The organism is Nocardia citri (assembly GCF_054065835.1).
The window spans coordinates 21,427-45,131 of record NZ_JBSUQM010000001.1 but is presented as its reverse complement, the minus strand read 5'-3'; the positions used below and the strand labels follow the sequence as shown (position 1 = coordinate 45,131).

28 protein-coding genes are annotated in these 23,705 nt (G+C 65.5%); 11 read left to right on the top strand and 17 right to left on the bottom strand.

Annotation, left to right across the window (positions count from 1 at the left end; genetic code table 11):
- The first annotated feature begins 8 nt into the window (after positions 1-8).
- A complete protein-coding gene (locus ACW2Q0_RS00250; protein WP_457184829.1) occupies positions 9-230 on the top strand; it encodes an RNA-binding S4 domain-containing protein in 222 nt (73 codons plus the stop codon).
- Positions 231-234: 4 nt separating this feature from the next.
- On the opposite strand, the gene rraA is transcribed toward ACW2Q0_RS00250, so the two are convergent.
- From rraA to ACW2Q0_RS00205, 9 genes are all read right to left on the bottom strand, one after another.
- Positions 235-723 carry a ribonuclease E activity regulator RraA gene (gene rraA, locus ACW2Q0_RS00245; RefSeq protein WP_457184827.1) on the bottom strand — a complete coding sequence of 163 codons (489 nt, stop codon included), beginning with the start codon at positions 721-723 and terminating at the stop codon, positions 235-237.
- A gap of 78 nt (positions 724-801) precedes the next feature.
- Positions 802-1,167, bottom strand: a complete 366-nt coding sequence (locus ACW2Q0_RS00240) for a DUF5313 family protein (RefSeq protein WP_457184825.1) — start codon at positions 1,165-1,167, stop codon at positions 802-804.
- Positions 1,168-1,230: 63 nt separating this feature from the next.
- Positions 1,231-1,611 (bottom strand): DUF5313 family protein, encoded by a 381-nt coding sequence (locus tag ACW2Q0_RS00235; RefSeq protein WP_457184823.1) that lies wholly within the window; start codon positions 1,609-1,611, stop codon positions 1,231-1,233.
- Positions 1,612-1,664: 53 nt separating this feature from the next.
- The gene (locus ACW2Q0_RS00230; RefSeq protein ID WP_457184821.1) at positions 1,665-2,123 is read right to left on the bottom strand and encodes an SRPBCC family protein; all 459 of its coding nucleotides are present in this window, start codon (positions 2,121-2,123) and stop codon (positions 1,665-1,667) included.
- A 51-nt stretch (positions 2,124-2,174) separates the two neighbouring features.
- Positions 2,175-3,110, bottom strand: a complete 936-nt coding sequence (locus ACW2Q0_RS00225) for a copper resistance D family protein (protein WP_457184819.1) — start codon at positions 3,108-3,110, stop codon at positions 2,175-2,177.
- A gap of 13 nt (positions 3,111-3,123) precedes the next feature.
- Positions 3,124-3,678 (bottom strand): copper resistance CopC family protein, encoded by a 555-nt coding sequence (locus ACW2Q0_RS00220; RefSeq protein WP_457184817.1) that lies wholly within the window; start codon positions 3,676-3,678, stop codon positions 3,124-3,126.
- Positions 3,675-4,334, bottom strand: coding sequence for a YcnI family copper-binding membrane protein (locus ACW2Q0_RS00215; protein WP_457184815.1), 660 nt, complete (start codon positions 4,332-4,334; stop codon positions 3,675-3,677). The genes ACW2Q0_RS00220 and ACW2Q0_RS00215 overlap by 4 nt, the downstream gene beginning before the upstream one ends.
- 43 nt (positions 4,335-4,377) lie before the next feature.
- Positions 4,378-4,923: a hypothetical protein gene (locus ACW2Q0_RS00210; RefSeq protein ID WP_457184813.1), complete on the bottom strand. Its 546-nt coding sequence runs from the start codon at positions 4,921-4,923 to the stop codon at positions 4,378-4,380.
- A gap of 8 nt (positions 4,924-4,931) precedes the next feature.
- A complete protein-coding gene (locus ACW2Q0_RS00205) occupies positions 4,932-5,582 on the bottom strand; it encodes a DUF6474 family protein (RefSeq protein WP_457184811.1) in 651 nt (216 codons plus the stop codon).
- A 304-nt stretch (positions 5,583-5,886) separates the two neighbouring features.
- On the opposite strand from ACW2Q0_RS00205, the gene ACW2Q0_RS00200 reads away from it, so the two are divergent.
- The 4 genes from ACW2Q0_RS00200 to ACW2Q0_RS00185 all read left to right on the top strand — a co-directional run bounded on the left by ACW2Q0_RS00200 (position 5,887) and on the right by ACW2Q0_RS00185 (position 11,193).
- Positions 5,887-7,560 (top strand): TM0106 family RecB-like putative nuclease, encoded by a 1,674-nt coding sequence (locus ACW2Q0_RS00200; protein ID WP_457186023.1) that lies wholly within the window; start codon positions 5,887-5,889, stop codon positions 7,558-7,560.
- 21 nt (positions 7,561-7,581) lie between these two features.
- The gene (gene htpG / locus ACW2Q0_RS00195; RefSeq protein WP_457184809.1) at positions 7,582-9,537 is read left to right on the top strand and encodes a molecular chaperone HtpG; all 1,956 of its coding nucleotides are present in this window, start codon (positions 7,582-7,584) and stop codon (positions 9,535-9,537) included.
- Positions 9,538-9,782: 245 nt separating this feature from the next.
- A complete protein-coding gene (locus ACW2Q0_RS00190) occupies positions 9,783-10,265 on the top strand; it encodes an N-acetyltransferase family protein (RefSeq protein WP_457184807.1) in 483 nt (160 codons plus the stop codon).
- A gap of 91 nt (positions 10,266-10,356) precedes the next feature.
- Positions 10,357-11,193, top strand: coding sequence for a methyltransferase domain-containing protein (locus ACW2Q0_RS00185; protein WP_457184805.1), 837 nt, complete (start codon positions 10,357-10,359; stop codon positions 11,191-11,193).
- 137 nt (positions 11,194-11,330) lie between these two features.
- On the opposite strand, the gene ACW2Q0_RS00180 is transcribed toward ACW2Q0_RS00185, so the two are convergent.
- A complete protein-coding gene (locus ACW2Q0_RS00180; RefSeq protein ID WP_457184803.1) occupies positions 11,331-12,098 on the bottom strand; it encodes an SDR family NAD(P)-dependent oxidoreductase in 768 nt (255 codons plus the stop codon).
- 216 nt (positions 12,099-12,314) lie between these two features.
- Between ACW2Q0_RS00180 and ACW2Q0_RS00175 the strand changes: the two genes are divergently transcribed.
- Positions 12,315-12,461 carry an SDR family NAD(P)-dependent oxidoreductase gene (locus ACW2Q0_RS00175; RefSeq protein WP_457186021.1) on the top strand — a complete coding sequence of 49 codons (147 nt, stop codon included), beginning with the start codon at positions 12,315-12,317 and terminating at the stop codon, positions 12,459-12,461.
- A gap of 28 nt (positions 12,462-12,489) precedes the next feature.
- Positions 12,490-13,161 (top strand): TetR/AcrR family transcriptional regulator, encoded by a 672-nt coding sequence (locus tag ACW2Q0_RS00170; protein ID WP_457184801.1) that lies wholly within the window; start codon positions 12,490-12,492, stop codon positions 13,159-13,161.
- 212 nt (positions 13,162-13,373) lie between these two features.
- Here the strand turns inward: ACW2Q0_RS00170 and ACW2Q0_RS00165 are convergent, their stop codons facing one another.
- The 4 genes from ACW2Q0_RS00165 to ACW2Q0_RS00150 all read right to left on the bottom strand — a co-directional run bounded on the left by ACW2Q0_RS00165 (position 13,374) and on the right by ACW2Q0_RS00150 (position 16,692).
- Positions 13,374-14,096 (bottom strand): TMEM165/GDT1 family protein, encoded by a 723-nt coding sequence (locus tag ACW2Q0_RS00165; RefSeq protein WP_457184799.1) that lies wholly within the window; start codon positions 14,094-14,096, stop codon positions 13,374-13,376.
- A gap of 417 nt (positions 14,097-14,513) precedes the next feature.
- Entirely contained in the window at positions 14,514-15,041 is a 528-nt protein-coding gene (locus tag ACW2Q0_RS00160) for a peptidase (RefSeq protein WP_457184797.1), read from the bottom strand.
- Positions 15,042-15,213: 172 nt separating this feature from the next.
- A complete protein-coding gene (locus ACW2Q0_RS00155; RefSeq protein WP_457184795.1) occupies positions 15,214-15,837 on the bottom strand; it encodes a superoxide dismutase in 624 nt (207 codons plus the stop codon).
- A gap of 243 nt (positions 15,838-16,080) precedes the next feature.
- Positions 16,081-16,692 (bottom strand): hypothetical protein, encoded by a 612-nt coding sequence (locus ACW2Q0_RS00150; protein ID WP_457184793.1) that lies wholly within the window; start codon positions 16,690-16,692, stop codon positions 16,081-16,083.
- 530 nt (positions 16,693-17,222) lie between these two features.
- Between ACW2Q0_RS00150 and ACW2Q0_RS00145 the strand changes: the two genes are divergently transcribed.
- The 4 genes from ACW2Q0_RS00145 (at position 17,223) to ACW2Q0_RS00130 (ending at position 20,779) form a co-directional block, all read left to right on the top strand.
- Positions 17,223-17,609: a rhodanese-like domain-containing protein gene (locus ACW2Q0_RS00145; RefSeq protein WP_457184791.1), complete on the top strand. Its 387-nt coding sequence runs from the start codon at positions 17,223-17,225 to the stop codon at positions 17,607-17,609.
- A gap of 94 nt (positions 17,610-17,703) precedes the next feature.
- Entirely contained in the window at positions 17,704-18,744 is a 1,041-nt protein-coding gene (locus tag ACW2Q0_RS00140; RefSeq protein WP_457184789.1) for a DUF4328 domain-containing protein, read from the top strand.
- Positions 18,741-19,508: a glycerophosphodiester phosphodiesterase gene (locus tag ACW2Q0_RS00135; protein ID WP_457184787.1), complete on the top strand. Its 768-nt coding sequence runs from the start codon at positions 18,741-18,743 to the stop codon at positions 19,506-19,508. The genes ACW2Q0_RS00140 and ACW2Q0_RS00135 overlap by 4 nt, the downstream gene beginning before the upstream one ends.
- Before the next feature lie 347 nt (positions 19,509-19,855).
- Positions 19,856-20,779, top strand: coding sequence for a DUF5926 family protein (locus tag ACW2Q0_RS00130; protein ID WP_457184786.1), 924 nt, complete (start codon positions 19,856-19,858; stop codon positions 20,777-20,779).
- Between the two features lie 270 nt (positions 20,780-21,049).
- Here ACW2Q0_RS00130 and ACW2Q0_RS00125 read toward each other — a convergent pair whose 3' ends face one another.
- The 3 genes from ACW2Q0_RS00125 to ACW2Q0_RS00115 all read right to left on the bottom strand — a co-directional run bounded on the left by ACW2Q0_RS00125 (position 21,050) and on the right by ACW2Q0_RS00115 (position 23,605).
- The gene (locus ACW2Q0_RS00125) at positions 21,050-21,598 is read right to left on the bottom strand and encodes a ferritin (RefSeq protein ID WP_457186019.1); all 549 of its coding nucleotides are present in this window, start codon (positions 21,596-21,598) and stop codon (positions 21,050-21,052) included.
- Between the two features lie 71 nt (positions 21,599-21,669).
- Positions 21,670-22,218, bottom strand: a complete 549-nt coding sequence (locus ACW2Q0_RS00120; protein ID WP_457184784.1) for a ferritin — start codon at positions 22,216-22,218, stop codon at positions 21,670-21,672.
- Positions 22,219-22,228: 10 nt separating this feature from the next.
- Positions 22,229-23,605, bottom strand: coding sequence for an LCP family glycopolymer transferase (locus ACW2Q0_RS00115; protein WP_457184782.1), 1,377 nt, complete (start codon positions 23,603-23,605; stop codon positions 22,229-22,231).
- Between the last annotated feature and the right edge of the window lie 100 nt (positions 23,606-23,705).

Genomic DNA, 23,705 nt, shown 5'->3' with positions numbered 1-23,705 from the left:
TGTATCCCATGTCCGATGCAGTCGATGTGCCGATCGATGACGAGGTCATTCGACTCGGTCAGTTCCTCAAGCTGGCCAATCTGATCGATTCCGGATCGGAGGCCAAGACCGTGATCGCGGCGGGTCTGGTACGGGTGAACGAGGAGGTGGAACTGCGTCGCGGACGGCAACTGCACGTCGGCGATATTGTGGCCATCGCCGGTCATAAGGCCAGGGTGGCGGCGGCCTAGGCGTTCAGTCTTCGGCACGGACCACGATGCCGTCGTGGTCGCTGTAGAGCATTTCGCCGGGCACGAAGGTGATACCGCCGAATTCGACCGGGACATCGCGCTCGCCAGTGCCGGTCTGGGTGCTCTTGCGGGGGTTGGTGCCCAGCGCCTTGATGCCGATATCGAGCGTGCGCAGGATGGCCGAGTCGCGCACCGCGCCGTTGACGATGACGCCGGACCAGCCGTTGGCCACACCGCGTCCGGCGATGATGTCGCCGACCAGTGCGGTGTGCACGCTGGCACCGCCGTCGACGACGAGCACGCCGCCGTCGCCCGGCTCGCTGAGCGTCTGTTTGACCAGTAGGTTGTCCTGGAAGCAACGGATCGTGGTGATCCGGCCGGCGAACGTCGTATGTGCGCCGAACTGGATGAACTGCGTATCGCAGCTACGGATTTCGGGGCCGATCTCGTCGGCGAGGTCCGCGGTGCCAATGGTGTTCTGCGATTCGGTCACGGGTGTCAGCTTAGAGTTCGAGCCGCAACGCACTCCGAACAGACCATCCGGTCTGCCCGTTCCGTGGATTCGACACCGCTAGCGGTGTCCGTAGTGCATCTCGTATTTGATCCGCTCGGTTTCGCGCATCTTGTTGTGGTCGATCCAGCCTTGATCGATGCCGTGCTGGGCCAGCCGGAACCGACGCCAGACGTAACTCAGCGACACCGTGAACAGGATCAACGGCGCGATCATCATGACGATCATGCCGATCTTCAGCCCCATCGGGCCGGGGAACAGCAACCACAGCGCGAAGAACGGGATGAACGGTACGAGGAAGCGGACGAGATAGCGTTCCATGGCCCCATGTCCGACAAGGTCGTGGATAACCCACTCGTGCAGCTCCTCGGGGAGCTCGCGGCCGAGATCGTAGGCGATCCGCTGGCCTAACGTGGGGCGCTTCATATGTTCAGGCTATGCCCGTGAGATGCGTCACCGCCAGGTTCGGCGAATATTCGGCAGGCGAAATCAGGCGCGACCGTGGCGCCGTTCATAGGCCAGCCGCTCGGTTTCCGCACGCTTGCTGGACGCTGAGTCGGCCAGTGCCGGATCGAGGCCGTGCTTGACCAGACGCGCCCGGCGATACACGTACATCAGTGCCGCGGTGAAGTAGATCAGCGGCAGATACAGCAGCGCCATCATCGCCAGTCCCATCCATTTCGGTCCGGGTACCAGCAGGAACAGGCTCAGTACCGGGATCATCGGGATGAGCGAGCGCATCAGATAGCGCCGTGCCGCGCCGGGGCCGGTGAGATCCTCGAGCACCCACGCCGACATCGATTCCGGCAGCGTGCGCCCGCAGATGTAGGCGATGCGCTGCGGGAATGTCGGTGTCGTTCGGTCAGCCATAGTGCCCAGCATTCTCCGGCCGGACCGGCCCGGACAAGTTCGCTGATCGGTGGCTAGCCGTGTCGGCTGACATGGAATTCGGCGATCTGGGTGGTCAGGTTGTGCGTGGAGTGTTTGACCGCGATCTTCACGAACGGCTCGATGGTCTTGCCGAGCACCTTGCCCGCGATTCCGCCCGGCACGCGGTAGTCGACGATCGCGTCGACCGTGCAGCTATCGGCGCCCTTGGCATGGAACAGGAAGGTCGATTCGATCTCGAAACCCTTGATGGATTTCACCGCGATCGCGAAGTTCGCCTCCCACCGCACGACCTGCAGGCGCGAATGCAGCGCTGCGGGACCGAGTTTGATGGTGCCGCCGAAGGTTGCGCCGACGCCTTCGACCTGTTCGGTGATCGGCGTGAAGTCCTGGACCTCGGTGATGAAACGCGACAGATTCCGGTAGTCGTTGACATAGGCGAAGGCTGTTTCGGCCGATGCTACGCAGTCTTCGACGATCTTCACCTCGGTCATGGCACAACTGTAAAGGGTTGTTGACAGCCCCGCAGCAGGCGTTTGCGAGCGTCAGGCGGTAACCGCCAGGGTCGCCGCCAGTCCGAACGCCACCGCCATTACCGCCGCCTCGATAACCGCCCGTCGCAGCGAGGATTCGGCAGGCATTCGATGCCCCATCGCCTGCCGTACCCAGGACCGTCGCCACCACCAGCCCAGTGCCAGCAAGCTAACCAGCACAAGGGTTTTCGCCAGCAGAATGCGGCCGTAGCCGGTCGTCACGAACGGTGCGATCCCGCCGACCCGCACCAACCCGTTGACGAGGCCGGTGACCGTGACGATGCCGACCAGCGGCAGCGCCGCGGCCGAATACCGCGGCAGTGTCACCGCCCACTCACCTCGGGTGCGCACCACCAGCGCCAGCGCGACCAACAGGCCGAACCAGGATGCCGCCGCCAGTGCGTGCACCGCGGCCAGCACCGAGCCGAATGGCTGCTGCGACATATGCCCGGTGATCGGTCGCAACGCGAACGCCACGGCGGTGAAGACCAGCACCAGATCGGCCGATGCGGTCTCGGGTCGCCGGAACGCCATGGCCCCATAGCAGGCGACCGCACCGCTGCCGATCAGCACCGCGATACCGACCTGACCGCCGCTGATCTCGATCAGGAAATCACCGAACTGCTTACCGCTGAGCTTGCCGACCGGCACCCCGACCACGGCGGCCGCCTCGAAGACCAGCACCGTGAACTCGGTGACACACCAGATCCCCGCCACTACCGCGAGCACCCGCCACGGCGGCCGCAGCCGATCGTGCAGCCGGGGCAGTGCGGCCAGTCCGAGCACGGTCGCCCCGGTGCAGTCCGCGAGCACCCGAACCACGCTCTCGGTCTGCGCCGGGGATGGGACCGCCAGGATCAGCGCGAGCGCCACCCCGAGTAGTCCGGCCGGGACGACCAGCAGCAACGCTTGCGCATTTCCACTGGTCGCCCGTTGCGCCTTGTTCACTCGTGTGCTCTTCTCACCGCGGCGATTTGCGGCTCCTGCCGCCGAACAGGGCGAATGCCAGACCACCGCCGAACAGTACGACGGCGCCGATGATGAAGACCCACAGCGGGATACCGCCGGAATCGTCACTATCGCCGGAGTTGTGCTGGCTGTCGGCCTTCGGGCCCGGGGTTCCGTTGCCCGCCTTGGTCAGCGTGAAGCTCCGCTCGCCCTTGACCGGATGACCGTCGGCGGAGGTGACTCGGTACCCGATTTTGTAGACGCCGGTCGGGCCGAGTTCGCCGACCGCGACGCTGACCGTCGGACCGTCCACCTTCGGATCGCCCTTGGACCACAGATTCCCGTCCGGTCCCACCACGGTGAGTGCCGGAAAGCTCTCCTGCAGTGGCTCGTTGAAGGTGATGCTCACCCGCTCCGGACCGGTTTCGACGCTCGCGCCGTCGGCGGGCACGCTGCTGACCGGCGTCGAATGTGCCGACGCCGGGCCGGCCGCGAGCGCGCCCATGCTCAGCAAGAGCAGGCCCGCGACCAGCCCGGCGACCATGCGACGCATCGCGGTGTCATTCATGCCCGGCGTCCGCGGAGCACATTGCCGAGACCGAGCGCGACGCCGAGCAGGCCGAGCGCGAGGCCGATGCCGCCGAGCCAGCGTGCGGTGTTGTCGGTGTCCTCGGACTTCTCCTGGGCGGCGGCCGAACTGCCGACGTGGTGACCGTCATGGCTACCGCCGGTGGCCGCCGCGAGGGTGAGCGTGGGTGCCGGGTGCTCGGGTTCGGAACCGTCGGCGCTCATGGGCTGATCCCATGTGACGACCTTGCCGTCGCTGTAGGTCTGGGCGGCCGGGAAGCTGATCTGGTCCTGGGTCGGCAGCGGGCCGACCGAGAGGACGAAACGCTGGAACTGGCCGGGCCGGACGCCGGGCGTGCCGGGATCGGCGGTCCAGGTGACCGAGGTGGCCTCGGCCTTGTCATTGTGGTCGACCTTGGAGCTCCAACCCGGAATGGGTTCGGTGCGCGCGCTCTTGAGGTTGGGCAGGGCGACAGTGAGCGCCGTGGTGTTCGCGGTCTCCGATTCGGTCGGGACTTTGAAGGTGATCACCGAGTAATCGCCCTGGGTCGCGCCGGGTGCGTCGGCGGTGACGTGTGCGGAGGCGGTGCCGCCCGCGAGGAGAACGAAGCCAGCGGCGGCCACCGCCGTACAGGCGCGCGTGATCTGCGTACGCATGGGTGAAGTGCTTTCTGTCCGAAGGGGTTTGGAGTGTGGCGGGTCAGGCCGACACCGGTGGCGCGCGCGGACCGATCGCACCGTTCGGATGAAAGCGGGAGGGCCGGAGGATGGGATCGGACCAGCGGACCGGGCGGGTGAGCGCGAGCGGCGGTACGGTGGCGGAAACCGCGCGAATGACGCTGGAGGCCATCGCATACAGCCGCTCGGCCAACAGGATCAGTGCGGCGCAGCCGAGTGTTGCGATCAAGTGCGCCGACAGCATCCAGCCGGTGGGCAGATATGGGTCGAGTTCTGGTGCGCCGGCGGCGGTATGGGTGTGGGTGTGGTCGATCAGTCCGGATAACACGGCATGTCCGGCGAGTTGCCCGAGCGCGAGCGGACCGAGGAGGACCCAACGGCCGATGCCGCCCGGACGCAACCACCCTGCGGCCCAACCCGTCAACGCCGAAACAACAAGCAGCAGTGCGGCTTCGGCCGATTCCGGAAGTCCACCGCCGGCCGCACCGTGCGCGGCGATGGCGAGTGCACCGACCATGCCGCCGACCAGACAGCCACGCGGGCTGTCGGAGAGCTGGCCGGGTGACATCGGATCGATCAGTTGACGCCGAGGCGCGCCAAAACGTCCGCCTCGATACCGGACAGCTCGCTCGAGATCGACGCGTGGACGGCGCGGCGACGCGGGGCGGGCATCTGCTCCGCGGTCCGAATCGCGGCGGTCAGATTGCCGAGCCGATCCTGGGTGGCCGCGACGAATTTCTGTGTCTCACCCTGTCCGGCCTTATCACCGGACTGCGTGCCGATCTTGTCGAGGGCGGCTTCGGTATTGGTGATCCGCGCCTGCAATCGACCGCCGTGACCGCTGAAATCACCCAGTTGTTCGACACCGATGCCGAGCTGATGCGCCCGACGGGTATCAATCTGGCCGCGGATGAAGGTCGCGGCACGGTAGGCCAGCGGTGCGAGTACGGGGACCAGCACGCGGGCGACACCGAGATACTTGCGGACCTGGCTCGCGGTGAACGGATCCCGCTCGGCCTTGGCGGCCACCTTGAGTGCGGCCTTCTCCTCGGCCTGCAATGTGGCGATCTGCGCGTCGGCGACCTTGCGTTGGGTGCGGGCCTCCGCGCGGCGGGCCTTGCGGTCGTTCCTGGCGCCGAGCTTCGCCTCCATGGCTGCCTTGTGTCTCAGGGCCTTCGCCTCGGCCCTGCGGCTCGGCCGCCGATTGCGCTTCGTGAACAACCCCATCGAGGCCCTCCGTCATGCTGGTTTCGCCATGGGCAGTACGACGTCGGGGGATGTTGGTCCGCCCAAGCCACACGTATCGTCAGTACCCTATCGGGTCCATGGTCGCAGCTGCGAGTGGGTGAGTGCGCGACTCGAGCCGGGTATCGGGTCGTGTCATGCGGTTCACAGAGTTGTCAGGGGTCTGGACCATACTGCATACGTGTATTCGGGCAGCGGTGACCGCGACGGTCGCAATCACGAAGGCGGAGCCGCCGAGCGGCAGGCCGAGGTCCATACTGCGCCGACGTCCGTCGAGCCCGCGCCGATATCCGCCGAGTCGGCCGCATTCGTCGATGCCAGGGCATTGATCGGCTGTCGGCACCGATTGCATTTGAATGCGGCGTATCCGGACCTGCTGACCGGGGTGATCGAGGACGCCGGGGTCCGTCAGCGCCGGGAGGCCGCGACCGCGCACCGCAGCCGAGTGCGCGAGGCACTGATCGCCGCGGATCCGGACAACTGGATGGTGATCGATCCGACATTGCGCGCGAGAGAGCGGGCCGCGGCCACGATGCGCGCGTGTGCCGAAGGCGCACAACATATCTGGGGCGGACTGCTGCCGCAGGAAGCCGATACCGGTCGGCGCGGTGGCTCGGAGATCCTGTTGCGTGACCGTGATCGCGGCGGCTACATCCCGGTCATCGTGGTCAACCACAAGGTCACCGACCCACGTCAGCCCGAACCGGCCGATTTCCACCCGTCCACCTCGGATCCGTATCACTGGGATCCGCAACCGGATCCGCATCGCAAACTGCGCCAGCAGCCCCGCGACCAACAGCGGCTCGCCCATCTGTACCGCATGCTGCAGCGGCACGGGCTGGCCAGTCCGGCGCTGGTCGGCGGCGTTATCGGCTATAACTTCGACCGCATTCTGGTACACGATCTCGGCCCGCTGCTCGCCGATTACGACCGGCGCTATGCCGATCGAATCGCGGTGGTGCGCGGGGATTTGCCGACGGTTCCGTCGAAGGTGCCCGAATGCCGCCAGTGCCCGTGGTGGACGCGCACAGCGCCCGCCGACGAGGCGCGGGTCGCCGGACGCAGCTGCGAGGGCTGGCTGACCGAACATCGGGACGTGAGCCTGGTCGCGCCCGGTTCCCGCGCGGAGGTGCTGCGCGGGCACGGCGTCGAGACCATCGACGATCTGGCCGCCTGGGTCGGCGACGATCCGGAGGACTGGCAGCACGGACCATTCGACGAGGCCGTGGTGACCGCCCGTGCCTGGCTTGCGGGGGCCCCGCTCGTGCGCCGAGTCGAGCGGGTCCGGGTGCGTCGTGCCGACGTCGAGGTGGATGTCGATCTGGAGAGTTTCCAGGAGTACGGCGCGTATCTGTGGGGCACGCTGCTCGACGGTGTGTACCGCCCGTTCGTCACCTGGGATCCGCTGCCCACCGAGGATGAGGGCCGCTCCTTCGGCGAATTCTGGACCTGGTTGATGACGGTGCGCTCCGATGCCGTCGCGGCAGGGAAGACCTTTGCCGCCTACTGCTATTCGCGTACCGCCGAGGACAAGTGGCTCTATGAGTCGGCGCGCCGGTTCGCGGGGCGGCCCGGGGTGCCGACGGTCGAGCAGGTGCGCGCGTTCGTCGACGGACCGCAGTGGGTGGATATGTTCCAGGCCGTCTCCGATCAGTTCATCTGCCCGAATGGCAAGGGGCTCAAGAAGATCGCGCCGGTGGCCGGTTTCTCCTGGCGCGATCCCGAGGCGGGCGGTGAGGCGTCGATGAGCTGGTATCGGTTGGCCGTCGGCTACGAGGGCGAACCCGATCAGGGGCAGCGCACCCGCCTGCTGGAGTACAACGAGGACGATGTGCGGGCCACCATGGTGCTGCGCGAGTGGATGCATCCGCGGCCCGCGCGGGCGGATGATCCGCACCGTGCCGACATCGAAGTGCCCGGACTCGCCGACTTCGGGCAGATGTCTGCCGATGTCGGATAGGTGCAGCGGTACCATCGCGACGTGACAGAGCACGTCGAACAACTCGAGTTCCAGGCAGAAACCCATCAGCTGCTCGAGCTGATGATCCATTCGGTCTACTCCAACAAGGACACGTTCCTGCGGGAGCTGATCTCGAACGCTTCCGACGCGCTGGACAAGTTGCGGCTGGAGTCCTTCCGCGATAAGGATCTGCACGTCGATACCGCCGATCTGCATATCGAGCTGGAGGTCGACAAGGACAATCGGATCCTGACGGTCAGGGATAACGGCATCGGCATGTCCCGCGCCGAGGTGGTCGATCTGATCGGCACCCTGGCCAAATCCGGCACCGCGGAGCTGCGCAAGAAGCTGAACGAGGCCAAATCCGAGGCGGCCGCCGAGGAGCTGATCGGTCAGTTCGGCATCGGCTTCTATTCGACCTTCATGGTCGCCGACAAGGTCACACTGACCACCCGCAAGGCGGGGGAGACCGAGGGCACCCGCTGGGAGTCGGCCGCGGGCAGCTCTACCTACACCATCGAAACTCTCGACGAGGCCCCGCAGGGCACCGCCGTTTCGCTGCATCTCATGACCCCGGACGAGGACGACCACCTCTTCGACTACACCCTGGAGTGGAAGCTCCGCGAGATCGTCAAGAAATATTCGGACTTCATCGCCTGGCCGATCCGCATGCAGGTCGAGCGGACCGTCACCGAGGGTGAGGGCGAGGACAAGACCGAGAAGACGATTCTCGAGGAGCAGACCCTCAACTCCATGAAGGCGTTGTGGACCCGCCCCAGGAGCGAGGTCAGCGACGAGGAGTACAAGGAGTTCTACAAGCACGTCAGCCACGGCTGGGACGATCCGCTGGAGATCATCCCGATGAAGGCCGAGGGCACCTTCGAATATCAGGCGCTGCTGTTCGTTCCCTCGCACGCACCGTTCGACCTGTTCACCCGCGAGCACAAGCGCGGTGTGCAGCTGTACGTCAAGCGCGTGTTCATCATGGACAACTGTGAAGAGCTGATGCCGGAGTACCTGCGCTTCGTCAAGGGTGTGGTGGACGCGCAGGATCTGTCGCTCAATGTCTCGCGCGAGATCCTGCAGCAGGACCGGCAGATCCAGATGATTCGCAAGCGCCTGGTGAAGAAGGTGCTCTCGACGGTCAAGGAACTGCAGGGCGCCGAGGACCAGGAGAAGTACCAGAGCTTCTGGAAGGAGTTCGGGCGCGTCCTCAAGGAGGGCCTGCTCTCGGACTTCGACAACCGCGAGACGCTGCTGCAGGTTTCCTCGTTCGCCTCGACCAACTCCGAGCAGGAGTTGACCTCCCTCGCCGCCTACGTCGAGCGGATGAAGGACGGCCAGGACGCCATCTACTACATGACCGGCGAGACCCGTCAGCAGGTCGAAAGCTCTCCGCATATGGAAGCCTTCAAGGCCAAAGGTCGCGAGGTGCTGATCCTGACCGACCCGGTCGACGAGATGTGGGTCGGCTCGGTCACCGAATTCGACGGTAAGCCGTTGCAGTCCATCGCCAAGGGCGAGGTGGATCTGGAGACCGAGGAGGAGAAGAAGGCCACCGAATCGCTGCGCGAACAGCAGGACAAGGACTTCGCCGAAGTGCTCGGCTGGCTCGGCAAGACCCTGGACAGCGTCAAGGAGGTGCGCCTGACCAACCGGCTCACCACCTCGCCCGCCTGCCTTGTCGGCGATGTCTTCGACTTCACCCCGATGCTGGAGCGCATGTACCGCGCCTCCGGTCAGTTGGTGCCCGAGTCCAAGCGGATCCTCGAGCTCAACCCGACCCACCCGCTGGTCACCGGTCTGCGCGACGCCTACGACACGCGCCGAGACGACGCTGACGCGGGTAAGGTTCCCGAACTGAACGAGACCGCCGAATTGCTCTACGGCACAGCGGTTCTCGCCGAGGGCGGCGAACTGAAGGATCCGGCCCGCTTCGCCCAGATCCTCACCGAGCGGCTGACCCGCACGCTCTGAAGGTCGACCTGCCAAGAATTGGGGACACATAACCAGTGAGCGGCTCACATAGGTGCCAACCTGTGTGAGCCGCTCACCAGGTCTGCGACGACCCGCAAGGTTGTCGGACAAGACAACTGATTTCCGTGGCATATCGATAACTCATCGGGGCGGGCTGAGCCGTGCACCGATTCACCGCTGGGCGCCGACGCGACTATCGTGGCACTTGATCTGGCTTGAATATGCGGGGAGGCGGGCTAGCTAACGTGCCGAATGCGAACGGGCCGGTCATTCGGGCCGCACGTGCCGATGACTACGACGCCATCGTCATTGTCATCGATGAATGGTGGGGGCGGTCGGTGTTACCGCACCTGCCCAGGTTGTTCCTCGATCATTTCCATCGGACCAGCCTGGTCGCCGAGTTGCCCGGCGCCGGGTGGCGGGAACCGACCGAATGGCTGGCCGGATTCCTGATCGGCTTCCTCTCGCCGTCGGAATCCGATGAGGCCTACATCCACTTTGTCGGCGTCGATCCGCAGTCCCGCAAGACCGGTCTGGCGCGTGAGCTCTACGAGCGGTTCTTCGCGATAGCCAGGGCAAATAATCGCCATGTTGTGAAGGCGATCACCTCGCCGGGCAATGATGCGTCGATCGGCTTCCACCGGCATCTCGGTTTCACGGTCACCGGACCGGTGCGTAACTACAACGGACCGGGCCATCACATGGTCACCTTCGAACGCACGATCTGATCCGCTCGGCGCGCAGCGAGATCGGCCGGAGTTGGTAGGTTCGGTGGGTATTGCCCGGTTAGCCTTGGACGGTCGAAAGGATCGTCAGCTGATGTCTGGTAACCCGCTTGCCGTCGCCGAACCGTGGGATCTCGTCGCCGACGGATATGCCGAATTCGGACCCGCGATCATGGCGCCCTTCTCCGCATGTGCACTCGAGCTCGCCGGGCTTTCGGCGCAATCACAGGTGGTCGATATCGCCGCCGGGCCCGGCACGCTCAGCCTGCCCGCCGCCGAGCGGGTGGCGCGGGTATCGGCCATCGACTTCTCGGAGCCGATGATCCAGCGACTCACCGAGGACGCGCGGGCCGCCGGATTGACCAATATCGAAACGTGCGTGGGGGACGGGCGGGCGCTGCCGTTCGACGACGAGAGCTTCGATGCCGGTTTCTCGATGTTCGGGTTGATGTTCTTCCCGGATCGGGCCAAGGGTTTCGCCGAACTATTCCGGGTATTGCGTCCAGGTGCCACCGCCGTGGTGTCGAGTTGGGCGCCGGTGGCCGAATCGCCACTCATGCGAATGATGTTCGGCGCGTTCGCGGCCGCCGATCCGTCTATTCAGGAACCCGAGCCCAACTTCCTCAGCCTGGAAAATCCCGAGGTCTTCGCGACCGAGATGCGCACCGCCGGCTTCGCCGGGGTGAGCATCCAACGCCACACCAGCACAGTGAGTTTCGCCGACTCCGACGAGATGTGGGAGACCATGCTGCGCAGCAGCGTCCCCCTGCTGCTCATGCGCCGCACCGTCGGTGAGCAGATGTGGGCCGAACGCGTGGCCCTGATGCGCGCCTACCTCGCGGCCAACTACCGCCCGAACAAGCCCCTGTCCACCACGGCATACCTCGGCATCGGCCTCAAGCCGACCCCTAGAGCCCAGCAGAACAACTGATTTCCTCAGTACATCGGTACTTCATCGGGTACGCCCAAGAGCCGAATGGGTGCCCGACCGCCGACCCTGCCACCAATGATCGTGGCACCCAACTGCTACGGCCTGAATATCCGGGGAGGCAGACGAGCGCTAGCTCCTCAGCGGGGAGCCATGCGCAGGGCACCGTCCATGCGGATGGTCTCGCCGTTGAGGTAGTCGTGCTCGACGATGTACTGCGACAGCTTCGCGTACTCGTCCGGGCGGCCCAGGCGTGACGGGAACGGTACACCGGCCTCGAGGCCCTTGCGATACTCCTCGGTGACACCGGCGAGCATCGGGGTGTCGATGATGCCGGGGGCGATGGTGTTCACGCGGATGCCGAACTGGGCCAGGTCACGCGCGGCCGGGACGGTCATGCCGTGCACGCCACCCTTGGAGGCCGAGTACGCGATCTGGCCGATCTGGCCCTCGAATGCGGCGACCGAGGCGGTGTTGATGATGACCCCGCGCTGACCGTATTCGTCGACAGTGTCGGTCTTGGCGATCGCTTCGGCGGCCAGGCGCATGACATTGAAGGTGCCGAGCAGGTTGACGGTGATGACGGTGCGGAACAGCTCGAGATCGTGCGGGCCGTTTTTGGACAGGATGCGGCCGGCCCAGCCGACACCGGCGCAGTTGACCACGATGCGCAGCGGCGCACCTGATTCGACGACCTGCGCGACCGCGGCGGAAACCTCGTCGTTGCTGGTGACGTCGGCGGGGATGAGGGTGACGCCGTCGGGCACATTGTCCCCGGCGCGCTCGATGGATTGGGGTACGTCGAGTCCGAAGACGGTTGCGCCCAGATCGGCGAAACGCTTGGCAGTGGCGGCGCCGAGGCCGGATGCGCCTCCGGTGATAATGGCGGCGGAACCCGAAATCTCCACGATGGTCCTCTCGTTCGTGACAGCCAGTTGGCCTTTCGTCAATTGCACCCTAACCGGTTTCAGGTGAGAGGCATATCACGGCTCCCTCGACTCGATACCCGCTTCGCGCAGCCCTCACGGATAAACAGAAATTATTTGCGAACGTATATGTTCACAGCTGGTATCGTCACGGGGTATGCAGCGTCGCGAAGCGGTTCGATCGAGGGTCGTCGGGTGATGGGCGGGCACCTGTTCTCCGCCGCGTCCGTGGCCGGGCGCCGGATTCTGATCACCGGCGCGGCACGCGGAATCGGTGCGGCGCTGGCCCGGCAGTTACACGCCAAAGGGGCAAAAGTAGCGCTCACCGACCGGCGTAGCCGGTGACCACCCGCCCGACCTCCGGAGCCACTGAATGACCGAATCCGCAAGCAGTGCACGCCAACTCCCGCGGGGGCGACACGGCCTGCCCAGGGAGGAAGTGGTCGCCTCGCAGCGCGATCGGATCCTGAGCGCGATGGCCGAGGCCATGGTGGAGAGAGGATACGTCGGGACCTCGGTTGCGGCCATCCTGAAGCGCGCCGGGGTTTCACGGGAAACCTTCTACGAGCAATTCCATTCCAAGGAGGATTGTTTCGAGGCTGCCTACGACCGGGCCGTCGAATTGCTCATCGCGAATATCGCGAATGCGATCGACGACGACGGGCGAGATTGCGCCGACCCGTCCGATCCCGATCGCCTGGGCCGCATCCTCGAGGCCTACTTCGACGGTCTGATCGCCGAACCCGCATATGCCCGCATCTACCTCGTCGAGGTCTACGCGGTGGGTTCGAAGGCGATCGCCAGGCGCGCCGAGTTGCAGGAATCCTTCGTCGCGATGATCGCCGACGTCCTGGATGCCCGCACCGATCGACAGCGCTTCGCCTGCCAAACCCTGGCCGCCGCCGTCAGCGCCATGGTCACCGCCCGCATCGCCATAGACGACCTCCCGGGCCTGCGAGCCCTCCGTGAACCCCTACTCGAACTGGTGCGCCGCAGCGGCGACCTCTACGGCGAAGCGATGCGTCAGTTCGAAGTCCGGGCCTGAGGGGCAGCCGGGCGAACTGTTCGCGCGCGACTCGCCGCGGCGCAATGCCGTGCTCGGCGGCCTGCCGGTCGCGAGGAGAACATCCCAGGGGCAGGAAGGGTGGCGACCGCAGCCTTATGCCCTTTCACGCGGTGCGGGGCGCAGCTTCTTATATGAGGGGCCCGGCAGGCAACTGCCTGTCGCCGCGTTGCGGATGCTCAGAGCGTGTCCGGTCAGGGCACCCTGTCGGCTTCCGGCGCCGCGTCGTTCTGGACTTGTGCCGAAGTGCGCCCCGCGCGCCGCGAACGAATCAGCAGGGCAATGCCCGCTGCGACCGGGGCGAGCGTGGCGAGGGCGCCTCCGATGAGCATGCCCAGGTCGGGGAGGGCGGCGGTGAGCAGGCTTGCGGTGCCGAAGTAGAGGAACAGCAGGCCGGACCCGATACCGATGACGTGTTCCGGGAGATGTTTGCCGACCAGAATGCCTGCGGCGATGGCGAGGGCGTCAGCGGCGACCATGCCGACGGTGGAGCCGATCCAGACGCTGACCCAGCTGTTGTCGGTGGCCAGGGCAGCGGTGGCGAACATGGTTCGGTCGCCGAGTTCGGCGAGCAGAAAGGCCGAAAGGACCACGAAGAACGGCGCGGTGGTCGAACGCGTCGGCTCGGGCTCGGTCTCCGCGTCATCGCCGCCGAATTGTTCGCGCAGGGTCCACAGGCCGACGGCCAGGAAGGTGAGTGCGGCCACCAGTGCGATGGCCCGGGTCGGCAGCGCGGCACCGAGGAAATAGCCGACGCCGACCGAGATCAGATGGACCACGGCGGTGGCGGTGGCAATGGCGCCGAGCACCACCCACCAGCGGTAGCGCAGCGCGAACGTCAACGCCATCAGCTGGGACTTATCACCCAACTCGGCGAGGAAGACGATTCCGACGCTGAGCAATATCGTCGCGATCATGTAGTAAGCGCTCCCGGGCTCCGGCCTGCCGGCCGGGAAATGGGTGACTCCTCCGGCCGACAACGCAATGGTTGTCTCGGCCGAAGGTCTCGCCCACCGGATCTACGCCGGTTCACGCGGCCGGGTCCGCACCCTCATGAGGCGGCGGACCAGTATGTCGACAGCGCGATTGCGGGCTACTCCCCTTCGCTGTCACCGACTGTACCCCCGCAGCCGCGTCCAAGCCAAGCCGCTGTTATCGAAATCGCAATGCGCACAATAATTTTGGCAATCCAACCCGCAATCTTCGGCCTCCCTCAAAGATTCCGCAGCAAGCCCTGATCCAGAAGTGAGCTAGCCCTTGGCAATCAGCGCGCTGCCGTGTACCGAGTGACTGCCTCGCATAAGGTGCGAGGCAGTCACCGGCTATGCGCGGGCTCAGGCGGCGAGGAGCATGGCCAGGACCGCGGTATCGGGGTCGCTGATCGGATCGAGGCCGACGCGGCTGACCAAAGAGATGACGGTGCCGTCGGATTCGGCCTCGGCCCAGGCTGCCCGATGTGCCAGTCCCAGATGTGGGACGCCGGGCAGGAGTACGCAACCCGATGCCACGCCGATGCATTCCGGCAGCGATGGCCGGGTCTCCGAGGGCGGGTGCAGCATCAATAGCGCCGGTGGCACATGATCGGCGAATCGGCCTGGTTCGAGCGCCTGGTCACCGAGCACCGGCCCCTCGGCGAGGACCAGTCCGACGGTGCCCGGTGCCGGATCATCCGGCAGCTCCTCGCGCACCCCGAAGACGGTCGAGGTGGTCAGCAACCCCGGAAACGAGGCCACCCGCACGGCGAGCACCAAAACCTGCGCCCATTCCCTGGTGGTGTCCGGCCAACGTCCGGAGATGACGAACCCCCGCAGCGATCCGCGGGCATGGAACGGCGTGATGCCGATGGGTCCATTCGTATGCATGACTGCCTCCCGTCATGGCACCGGGGGCGGCGTTGCCCGTCCTCGAACTCTGGATTCGGAGAGAATGCGCCAAAACTCACTTGGCACACAAGTACCAAAGAGTGCTAAACGGACACCACAAAGCAACGAGCCCGCGAACCGGCCGGTTCGCGGGCTCGAAGACGGAAAAAGCTCAGCCGAAGATGAGGCCCTTGGCCTGGCCGACCGCGCGCGCGAAGCGCTCCTGCACGTCCGCCCAGTTGACGACGTTCCAGAACGCGGTCACGTAGTCCGCCTTGACGTTCTTGTACTGCAGGTAGAAGGCGTGCTCCCACATGTCGACCTGCAGCAGCGGGATGATGCCCAGCGGCACGTTGGCCTGCTGGTCGTAGAGCTGGAAGGTCAGCAGCTTCTGGCCGAGGGTGTCGTAGCCGAGCACCGCCCAGCCGGAGCCCTGCAGACCATTGGCCGCTGCGGTGAACTGCGCGCGGAACTTGTCGAACGAACCGAACTGGTCGTCGATCGCGGCGGCCAACTCGCCGACCGGCTTGTCACCGCCGTTGGGGGAGAGGTTCTTCCACCAGATCGAGTGGTTGACGTGCCCACCGAGGTGGAAGGCCAGGTTCTTCTCGTTCAGGAAGATGGCGCCGTGGTCGCCCGCTTCGCGTGCGGCCTCGAGCTTCTCCAGTGCGGTGTTGACGCCTGCGACATAGGCAGCGTGGTGCTTGGAATGGTGAATCTCGTTGATCTGCCCGGAGATGTGGGGCTCCAGGGCGCTGTAGTCGTAATCCAGATCTGGCAACGTGTACTCAGCCACGATGTCCCTTTCCTGCTGTCGGGCCGTGTGTGCCCGCCGTCTCGGGCACACTCAACCATCATTCGTACACCCGCGCGGTTGCCACCGCGCCTTTGACCCCACATTGGGTCACGATGCGCTGGATGCTTGACGGTACGACTGATTTCGTGCGTGCATGGGCGACTTGGCGTCAGCTGTCCGGTCGGACTGGGCGCCTGAAATACGACCGCACACTCGGTGACCGGGTGTGCGGTCGGAACGGTGCTACAGCTGTGGCACGATTCCGGCGCGCATGGTCCGCGGATCGCCCGCTTCATGCGCCTTCCACCAGCGCACTCCGCCGGCGATGAATTCCTTCAGCGGGATTTCGGCGCCGTTGGCATGATGAATCGCGATGTCGTCGAACCACACCCGCACATCGAGTTCGCGCGGGTCGATGCCCTCCTCCTGGGAGAACTCGAGTACGTGCGTGGAGACGTGGGGGTCGATCTCGGTGTCGAAGCTGAGTAGTTCACTCCAGTGCACCCAGCCACTGTCGTCCACATCGATGAATTCCCAGCCGTGTAGCCGACCGCCGCCGAAGCTGCGAATGGCCGCGTCCAGAGTGTCCAGTTGCAGCGGCAGCACCCTGGCCGCCACATCGTCCCATTCCTGAACGCGCAGCGAGGCCGCGACTCGACTGACACCGGTGAGTATCAACTTCACGCGGTAGTCCTCGGACGCGGGTCCCTCGGCCGGAAGCGTCAAAACCTCCAGGTCGAGGCTCAGTTGCGCGTTCGCTGTATCGACCTCCACGCCTAGGCATGTGGCCTCGGAGAGTGCTGTGTTGAGTGCTGCCGTTTCGATTCCGTCGAGTAGCCCCCTGCTCACGTTCATGTGCCCAGGCTACCGATAGCCCCGGCGCGAACCCGGTATTTCAGTTATTCGTTGGTGTTCTGGATTTTGGTGGAACCGATCGGCGATCAGCGGCGTCCAAGTAGATATCGGGACCTGCACAGCCTCAGATCCCGAAGCAGTGGCGAATGACCGCTCCGGGATGGCAAGAAGGAGGGGAGTCTCGGATCGGTCGTTCGTACCGCGACCTGCCCCAGCAATCCCTCAGGAGTTCTGCCTGATAGCGCGTCCAGTGCATCAGCCCTTGTAGATTGGCAGCTTCGCGATAATTAATACTGGGAATTGTGTGCTGACAGATAGCTGATGCCTGTGGATCAAGCTGTGGATTATGTGGATAACTTCGACGCGGGTATGCACAAGTCAGCCTGGGACCGCGGCATCGGACCGAATCCAGAAGCACAGAACATACCCGAGGTAACGTGCTGATGTCGAGGCGGTGAAGTGCCCGTCGGGGCATCCCATCGCGGGGCCGGAACTCCCCGGTGGTGTGCCGGCCATGGCAGGATCGAAGCGTGACGAGCCCCGCAGTGTCGTCGGTGCCGGTGGAAGCCGTACCGGACGAATTCGACAAGACCGAGCGTATCGCGGCGGACGCCCCGGCGGCGATCCTGCTCGACGTGCGCGAGGACGACGAATGGCGGCTCGGACACGCGCCCGGGGCGATCCATATTCCGATGGTCGATGTGCCCGCCCGCCTCGATGAGCTGGATTACGACGCCCAGCTGTATGTGATCTGCCGCCAGGGCGGCCGGTCCATCGAGGTGGTCAAGTATCTGGCGCACATCGGATACGACGCGGTGAATGTCAGCGGTGGCATGGTGGCATGGCAGCGAGCGAGGCGACCAGTGGTTGCCGACGGCGATCGCCAAGCGAAGATCTGCCAAGCGAAGATCTACTGAGGCTAGAGAGAGGGGCACCCGGCATGAACGTCAGGCCCGGAGGCGGCAGCCTGCGTGACCACGTAGGGCCCGGGCATGCCGCAAGGGAGACGCCGTGAGTACGGTGGTACAGCCCTGTGCGCGCTGTGGCGCGCGCTGGGCCGTGCAGACGACACCGATGCACTGGTGCCCGCGCTGCCGTGGCGTGCTCTTGTCACCGGCGCCCATCGATGCCCCCGCCGAACGGCGCAATTACCGGTGGGTGGCGCGCCGTCCCGATCAACGCACCCGCAAGTTGAGTTCGGCTCGGCCGCGGCCACCGGTGGAAACGCCGCGCTACCAGCAGATTCCGCGCTGGGGCCTGCTGGATCCGCCGGTCGTGTCCACACCGGCACCGCGGCGTCGGCTGGACCGGCTGACCGATAGGGCCGGTGCGCTGCTCATCGCGACCGCGGCGGTTTTCGCGGTCGCCGCCGGTGCCGAATTCGGGCGCTATCTGATTCTGCTGCGCAACCGCACCCGGCTGATTCCGTCGTGGTCGCTGCATTTGTCCGATGCCTCGGTGTGGCTCTCCGCCTTGCTCGGCCTCATGCTCGGGTTGATCACCGCGATCGCGATGCTCGGCTGGTTGATCGAAACGCGTCGGACCGCCTTCGCCGCGGTCGGCCACCGCGACCCGCGGTTGGTGCGGACGCTCGCGCTCGGCTGCCTGGTGCCGGTGGTGAATCTGTTGTGGCCCGGCGTTTTCCTTACCGAGGCGGTCGCCGTGCGTCCGGATCCGCGGACGCTGCGCGCGGTGCGCATCTGGTGGGTGGGCTGGGTGCTCGGCGCGGGTTGCACGGTCGCGGCACTGCTGTGGCGGACCGCGGATACCCTGCAGGCCAAGGCCGATGGGGTGCTGTTCACCGCGTTCACCGATCTGGTCGCGGCCGGGGTCGCGGTGCTGACCCTCTGGGTGCAGCGGTCGATGACGGGTCATGATCTGTTCGGCCGCACCAGGATCGCGCCCCGGTGGGTGATCGCCGTCGATCCGGCGGTGCCGGTAATCGAACCGGTGCAGCCGGGTGGCGGCGCGCCGAGACAGCCGGTCGCCGAGCCCGTCGCGTTCGAAACACGTACATCGCACCGTGAGCACGAGGAGGTTTCGGCCAAGTGAGCCAGGGCAGTCGCGCACCGTTCGTCGTCGCGCATCGAGGTGCCTCGGCGGCACGCCCGGAACATACACTCGCCGCCTATGAGCTGGCGCTGCAGGAAGGCGCCGATGGCGTGGAGTGTGATGTCCGGCTGACCAGGGACGGGCACCTGGTCTGCGTACACGATCGCACCGTCGACCGGACCTCGTCGGGCTCCGGACTGGTCAGCGAAATGACCCTGGACGAACTCCAGGGACTCGACTTCGGGTCCGACGGCGCGCCCGCTTCGGTACTCACCCTCAGCAAACTGATCGAGCTCGTACTCGATTGGCGCAGTAGGCCGACCAAGTTGTTCATCGAGACCAAACATCCGGTGCGTTATGGCGCGCTGGTGGAGAACAAGCTGCTCGCCGAACTCCAGCGCTTCGGCATCGCCACCCCCGCCTCCGCCGATCATTCCCGCGCGGTTGTCATGTCGTTCGCGGCCACCGCGGTCTGGCGGATCCGTCGCTCCGCGCCGCTGCTGCCGACGGTCCTGCTCGGCGAATCGTCGCGCTACCTGGGCGGCAGCGCCGCGACCACAGTGGGCGCGACCGCCGTCGGCCCGTCGGTGAAAACCCTGCGCGAACATCCGGACCTCGTCGACAAGGCCGCTGCCGCGGGCCGCGCCACCTACTGCTGGACGGTGGACGATCCCGACGATGTACGTCTATGCGCGGACCTGGGCGTCAGCTGGGTCGCCACGAACCACCCGGCCCGCACGAAGGCCCTGCTCGCACCCGCTTGAGTCGAATCGGTCCGCATAGGTCGCAGGCGCGGGTCTTGGCTGGTGGGCGGGTATATCTCCGGTGTCGACTTGCCCGCTTGAAGCGACCCCGACGGAGCGATTCTTCCGAACGAGCGTTCGCGGCTCGTCTCGCGTAAGGGTCGTCGCGGCGCATGCGACGAAGTCGCGAGTCTCGACGGCTCGGACGCGAGGCCCATCCGTCGCCGACCGCCACCCCTCATCGAATCGCTCCACGATGCTGATGTTCGGGGCCGCGAACACGCGGCGTCGAAGGCTGCCAAAGACACAGAACACGCCGTAGGCGCTGCAGATCCAATACAGCGCTCGACACTGTATTTTGACGTGCCGTGGGTAAAAGTAAGCGAAATACTCCGAAGCCCGGAGGGAACCGGGCCCAGCGTCTCGCCGAGCGGCGGGCAGCCCTGGAACTGCAGACGGCGCAGGCCGTTGCGCGTCCGTTCGAAGGCTTGGCCGCGGAATGCGATCTGGTCGCATTGCGCGAATTCGTGCCGTCGGCGACCGCGACGCTGCCGCTGTCGCCCGATATCGCGGCAGAGCGTTCCGTCGTGCTGGCCACGGTATTGCCGGGCGCGGTCGCCGGATTGGTACGGGCGGGCGAACCGCCGATCGGATACGTCGCAACGCAGGTGCAATTCCAGGGTTCGGATCCGGCCGCCGATATCGCGGCGGCGATCCTGTGGACACAGTCCGCGGAGCCGGGCGAATCGCTGACCGTGGCCGAAGGTGCCGAGGGCGGACCGCGATTGGCCGATGTGATCGATGTGGACGCACAGCTGGAACTGACCGTGCACCAGGACTTCGACTGGTGGGTGCCCGAGGGGGTGCAGCCCGATCCGCAGGTCGCTGCGACCATCGAACAGGCCAAGCAGGCGATCATGCCGTCCGCGCGACTGGATCTCGGCCCCGATTCGATCGGTGCGGGCTGGTGGGTCGATGCCGGTGACAAGGCGCATCTGCGCTGGGTGCGCCCGGAGGACGAGGACGATCTGATGCTTGCGCTCGCGCGGTTGCACGCGTCGGGCGGACTACATCTCGGCGAGGGGTCCCGTTTCGCGGGTTCGTTCCGCACGCACGGCCTGCTCGTGCCCGTCTTCGACCTCGATCCGGAACTGCATGCCAGCGAGTGGACCAAACCGGCGATCGAGTTCGGGGAACGCCTGGCGGCGGCGCTGTCCGATGACGCTCCGCTCTCGGCGGACGAGCGTCGCTCCAGGGATGGGCTGCGGTCGCGTCAGGTCACCCTGCGGTGATTTCGAAAAATCACAAAGAATTTTGTGAAACATATCCCCTTATAATCGTTGGTCGGTGAGGTTCCTGCATAGCCGAAAGCTGGTGATGGTGAGCGAAGTCTCACCGAAAGGTGAGGCAAGTAGGACCATCATGGACGCCATTCTGACGCTGCCCAGTTCCATGAGCGCCACATAAGCCGTTATGCGGATCGCCGGGTTGCGACCCCGCTCGAATCACAGCGAAAGGGCCGGCTCGTCGCGACGAGCCGACCCTGATTCGTCAGTCCTGAATTAAATGCTGCCACCCGCGGCGGAAGGAGCGCCGGAAGCATCGCTCGGACCATTCATTTCGCGAGCGACGAAATCCTCCAGGTCGAACAGGTTCGACCCGGCGCGATCGGCGATGGTGAGCAGGGTCGTCATATTGGCGACCTCCTCCACCTGTTCCTTCAGGAACCACTGCATGAACTGTTCGCCCAGGTAATCGCCCTCTTCACGAGCGGTGCTCGCCAACTGGATGATCTGGTCGGTGACGTTCTTCTCCTGCCTGAGGGCCACCGCGATCGGCTCGCGAGCATTCTCGAATTGCGATTTCGCCGGATCGATGCCGGACATTTCGACGCTGATATCCCGGTCCAGGAAGTACTGCACGATCATCATCGCGTGATTACGCTCCTCGACCGCCTGGGCATAGAAACGCTTGGCCAGCTGCGGCAGATCCGCATTGTCGAACCACACCGCGATCGCGATGTATTGATGTTCGGCATTGAATTCGTGCCGGATCTGATCGTGGAGCAGGCCGTGAAATTTGCTGCTTGGGGTCTCCGGATGGCTGGACATAGTTGCGACATTAGCGCTGGTCATGCCGTGTGTCATCCAAGTGCAGCCTTATTGAGGCTAGTGTTGCCTAATCAATTCTTACTCGCGCCCGCCATTCGCGGTGCGGAAATATCGGTGCGCGATGTGGTGCGCAGCTCACGCGAGATGAAGTCCTCGACGTCGAACAGATCGCCCGCCGCACGGTCGATGACGGTCAGCAGGGTGGTCATCCCGGCCACGTCTTCCACCTGTTCCTTGAGGAACCACTGGATGAACTGCTCACCTAGATAGTCGCCCGAGGACCGCGCGGTACGGGCCAATTCGGTGATCTGCGCATTGCGGGCGCGCTCGGATTCCAGTAGGAAAACGACGGCGTCGCGCGGTGATTCGAAGGTGGACCGCACGTCGTCGAGGCCGCCGACGCACACCTCGAGATCGCGGTCCAGCAGGTATTGCACCATGCGCAGGGCATGCGAGCGGTGCTCGGCGGATTTGCCGTAGCTGTGCCTGGCCAACTGCGGCAGGCGATTCGAATCGAAGTAGACCGCCGCCGCCAGATACTGCTGCGAGGCGGTGAAGCCACGCCGGATCTGGTCGCGCAGCAGGTCCGGGAAGGGCTCGTCGGATTCGGTATCGGACATAGGCCCGACGCTACCTCGTCAGCAGATCTTCCGGGATCGGTTGGTCCTTCGCGAGATCGTCGAAGAATTGCCCCGCACGTTGCTTATCCCACAGCAATACATTTCCGCTATCGGTATCGGTGAAGCCGCCGATCGGGACAGTCGTCGCCACGGTGTCGCCGCGCATCGCCCAGCCGAGCTGGCCGAGATTCCAGATGTGATCACCCTTATCGACCTTCAGCGATTTGGCGGTGTCACTGGCCAGCGGCCACAGCGTGAACGGATTGGCCAGTGTGCCCGCGCTGGTCGCCTTCTTCAACAGGGCGGCCATGAACAGGCGCTGGTGGTTCATCCGGTCGATATCGGCGAGGGCGGTCGCCCGGCTGCGGACGAAACCCAATGCCTGTGGCCCGTTGAGGGTTTGGCAGCCGGCGGACAGATTGATGCCCGCGAGCGGATCGTCGATGGCCTTGGGCACGCAGACATCGATACCGCCGAGGGTATCGACAATGCCCGCGAAGCCGCCGAATCCGATCTGCGCGTAGTGGTCGATATGCACACCGGTGGCGGTTTCGACGGTCTGAACCAGCAGCGGTGCGCCGCCGAAGGCGAAGGCGGCGTTGAGCTTGTCCTTGCCGTGGCCCGGAATGCTCACATACGAGTCGCGCGGCAGGCTGACCAGCGTGGTCGAACCCGATTCCGGAATGTGCACCAGCATGATCGTGTCGGTGCGTTCGGGGCCGACCTCACCGCCGGTGGCGAGTTCCTGTTCCTGATCGGGTGTGAGACCGGCCCGGCCGTCGGAGCCGACCAACAGCCAATTCGTGCCCGGGGTGTCCCCGACACGGCCGGAGTAATCGGCGAGTGCGTCGATCCGATTGAGCGAGCCGTCGAGTTTGATGACCGCGCCGACAATCGCGAGGACCAGTACCACCAAAAGCACCAGGAACCAGCGGAAAAGGTGCAGTTTGCGACGGCGGCGCGGCGGGCGGGGTTCGCGTTCGCGGCGCGACGGCGGCAGGGCAGGCGGCGGCGGGGGGACATCGCGGCGCAGGTTCCGCGGTTCGTGATAGGGAACCGGCTGCTGCGGCGGCGCATAGCCGGGGACGCCGCGAGGCTGGGCCGCACGGTACGGCTGCTGCGCCGGCGCGTGGGGCGGCTGGGAATTGCGTAGTGGCCTGCGTGTTTCCGGCGGTATCTGCGAATACGCCAGTGGTGGTGCGTAATCCGACCCGTCGCGGCGGATAACGTTGGTGGGGTCGATATGCCTCGGGTCCGGACCGGGTCCGCGACGACCCGGCGGATGGGGTTCGCGCCGCTGCGGCGGCACGGATGGCGCGCCGGGATCTCCGAAGGGTTGCGGCACCCGGCGCGTCCGCGGGTAGCGGTGGGGGTCGTCGCCGTTCATCACACAGACTCTACTGTTCGAGGGCCGTCGGGGGGCTTGCCGAGCGGCCGGAAGTTGGTGCGCTCGACTGCGCGCTCGTCGATGAATTCCTTCTCGGACC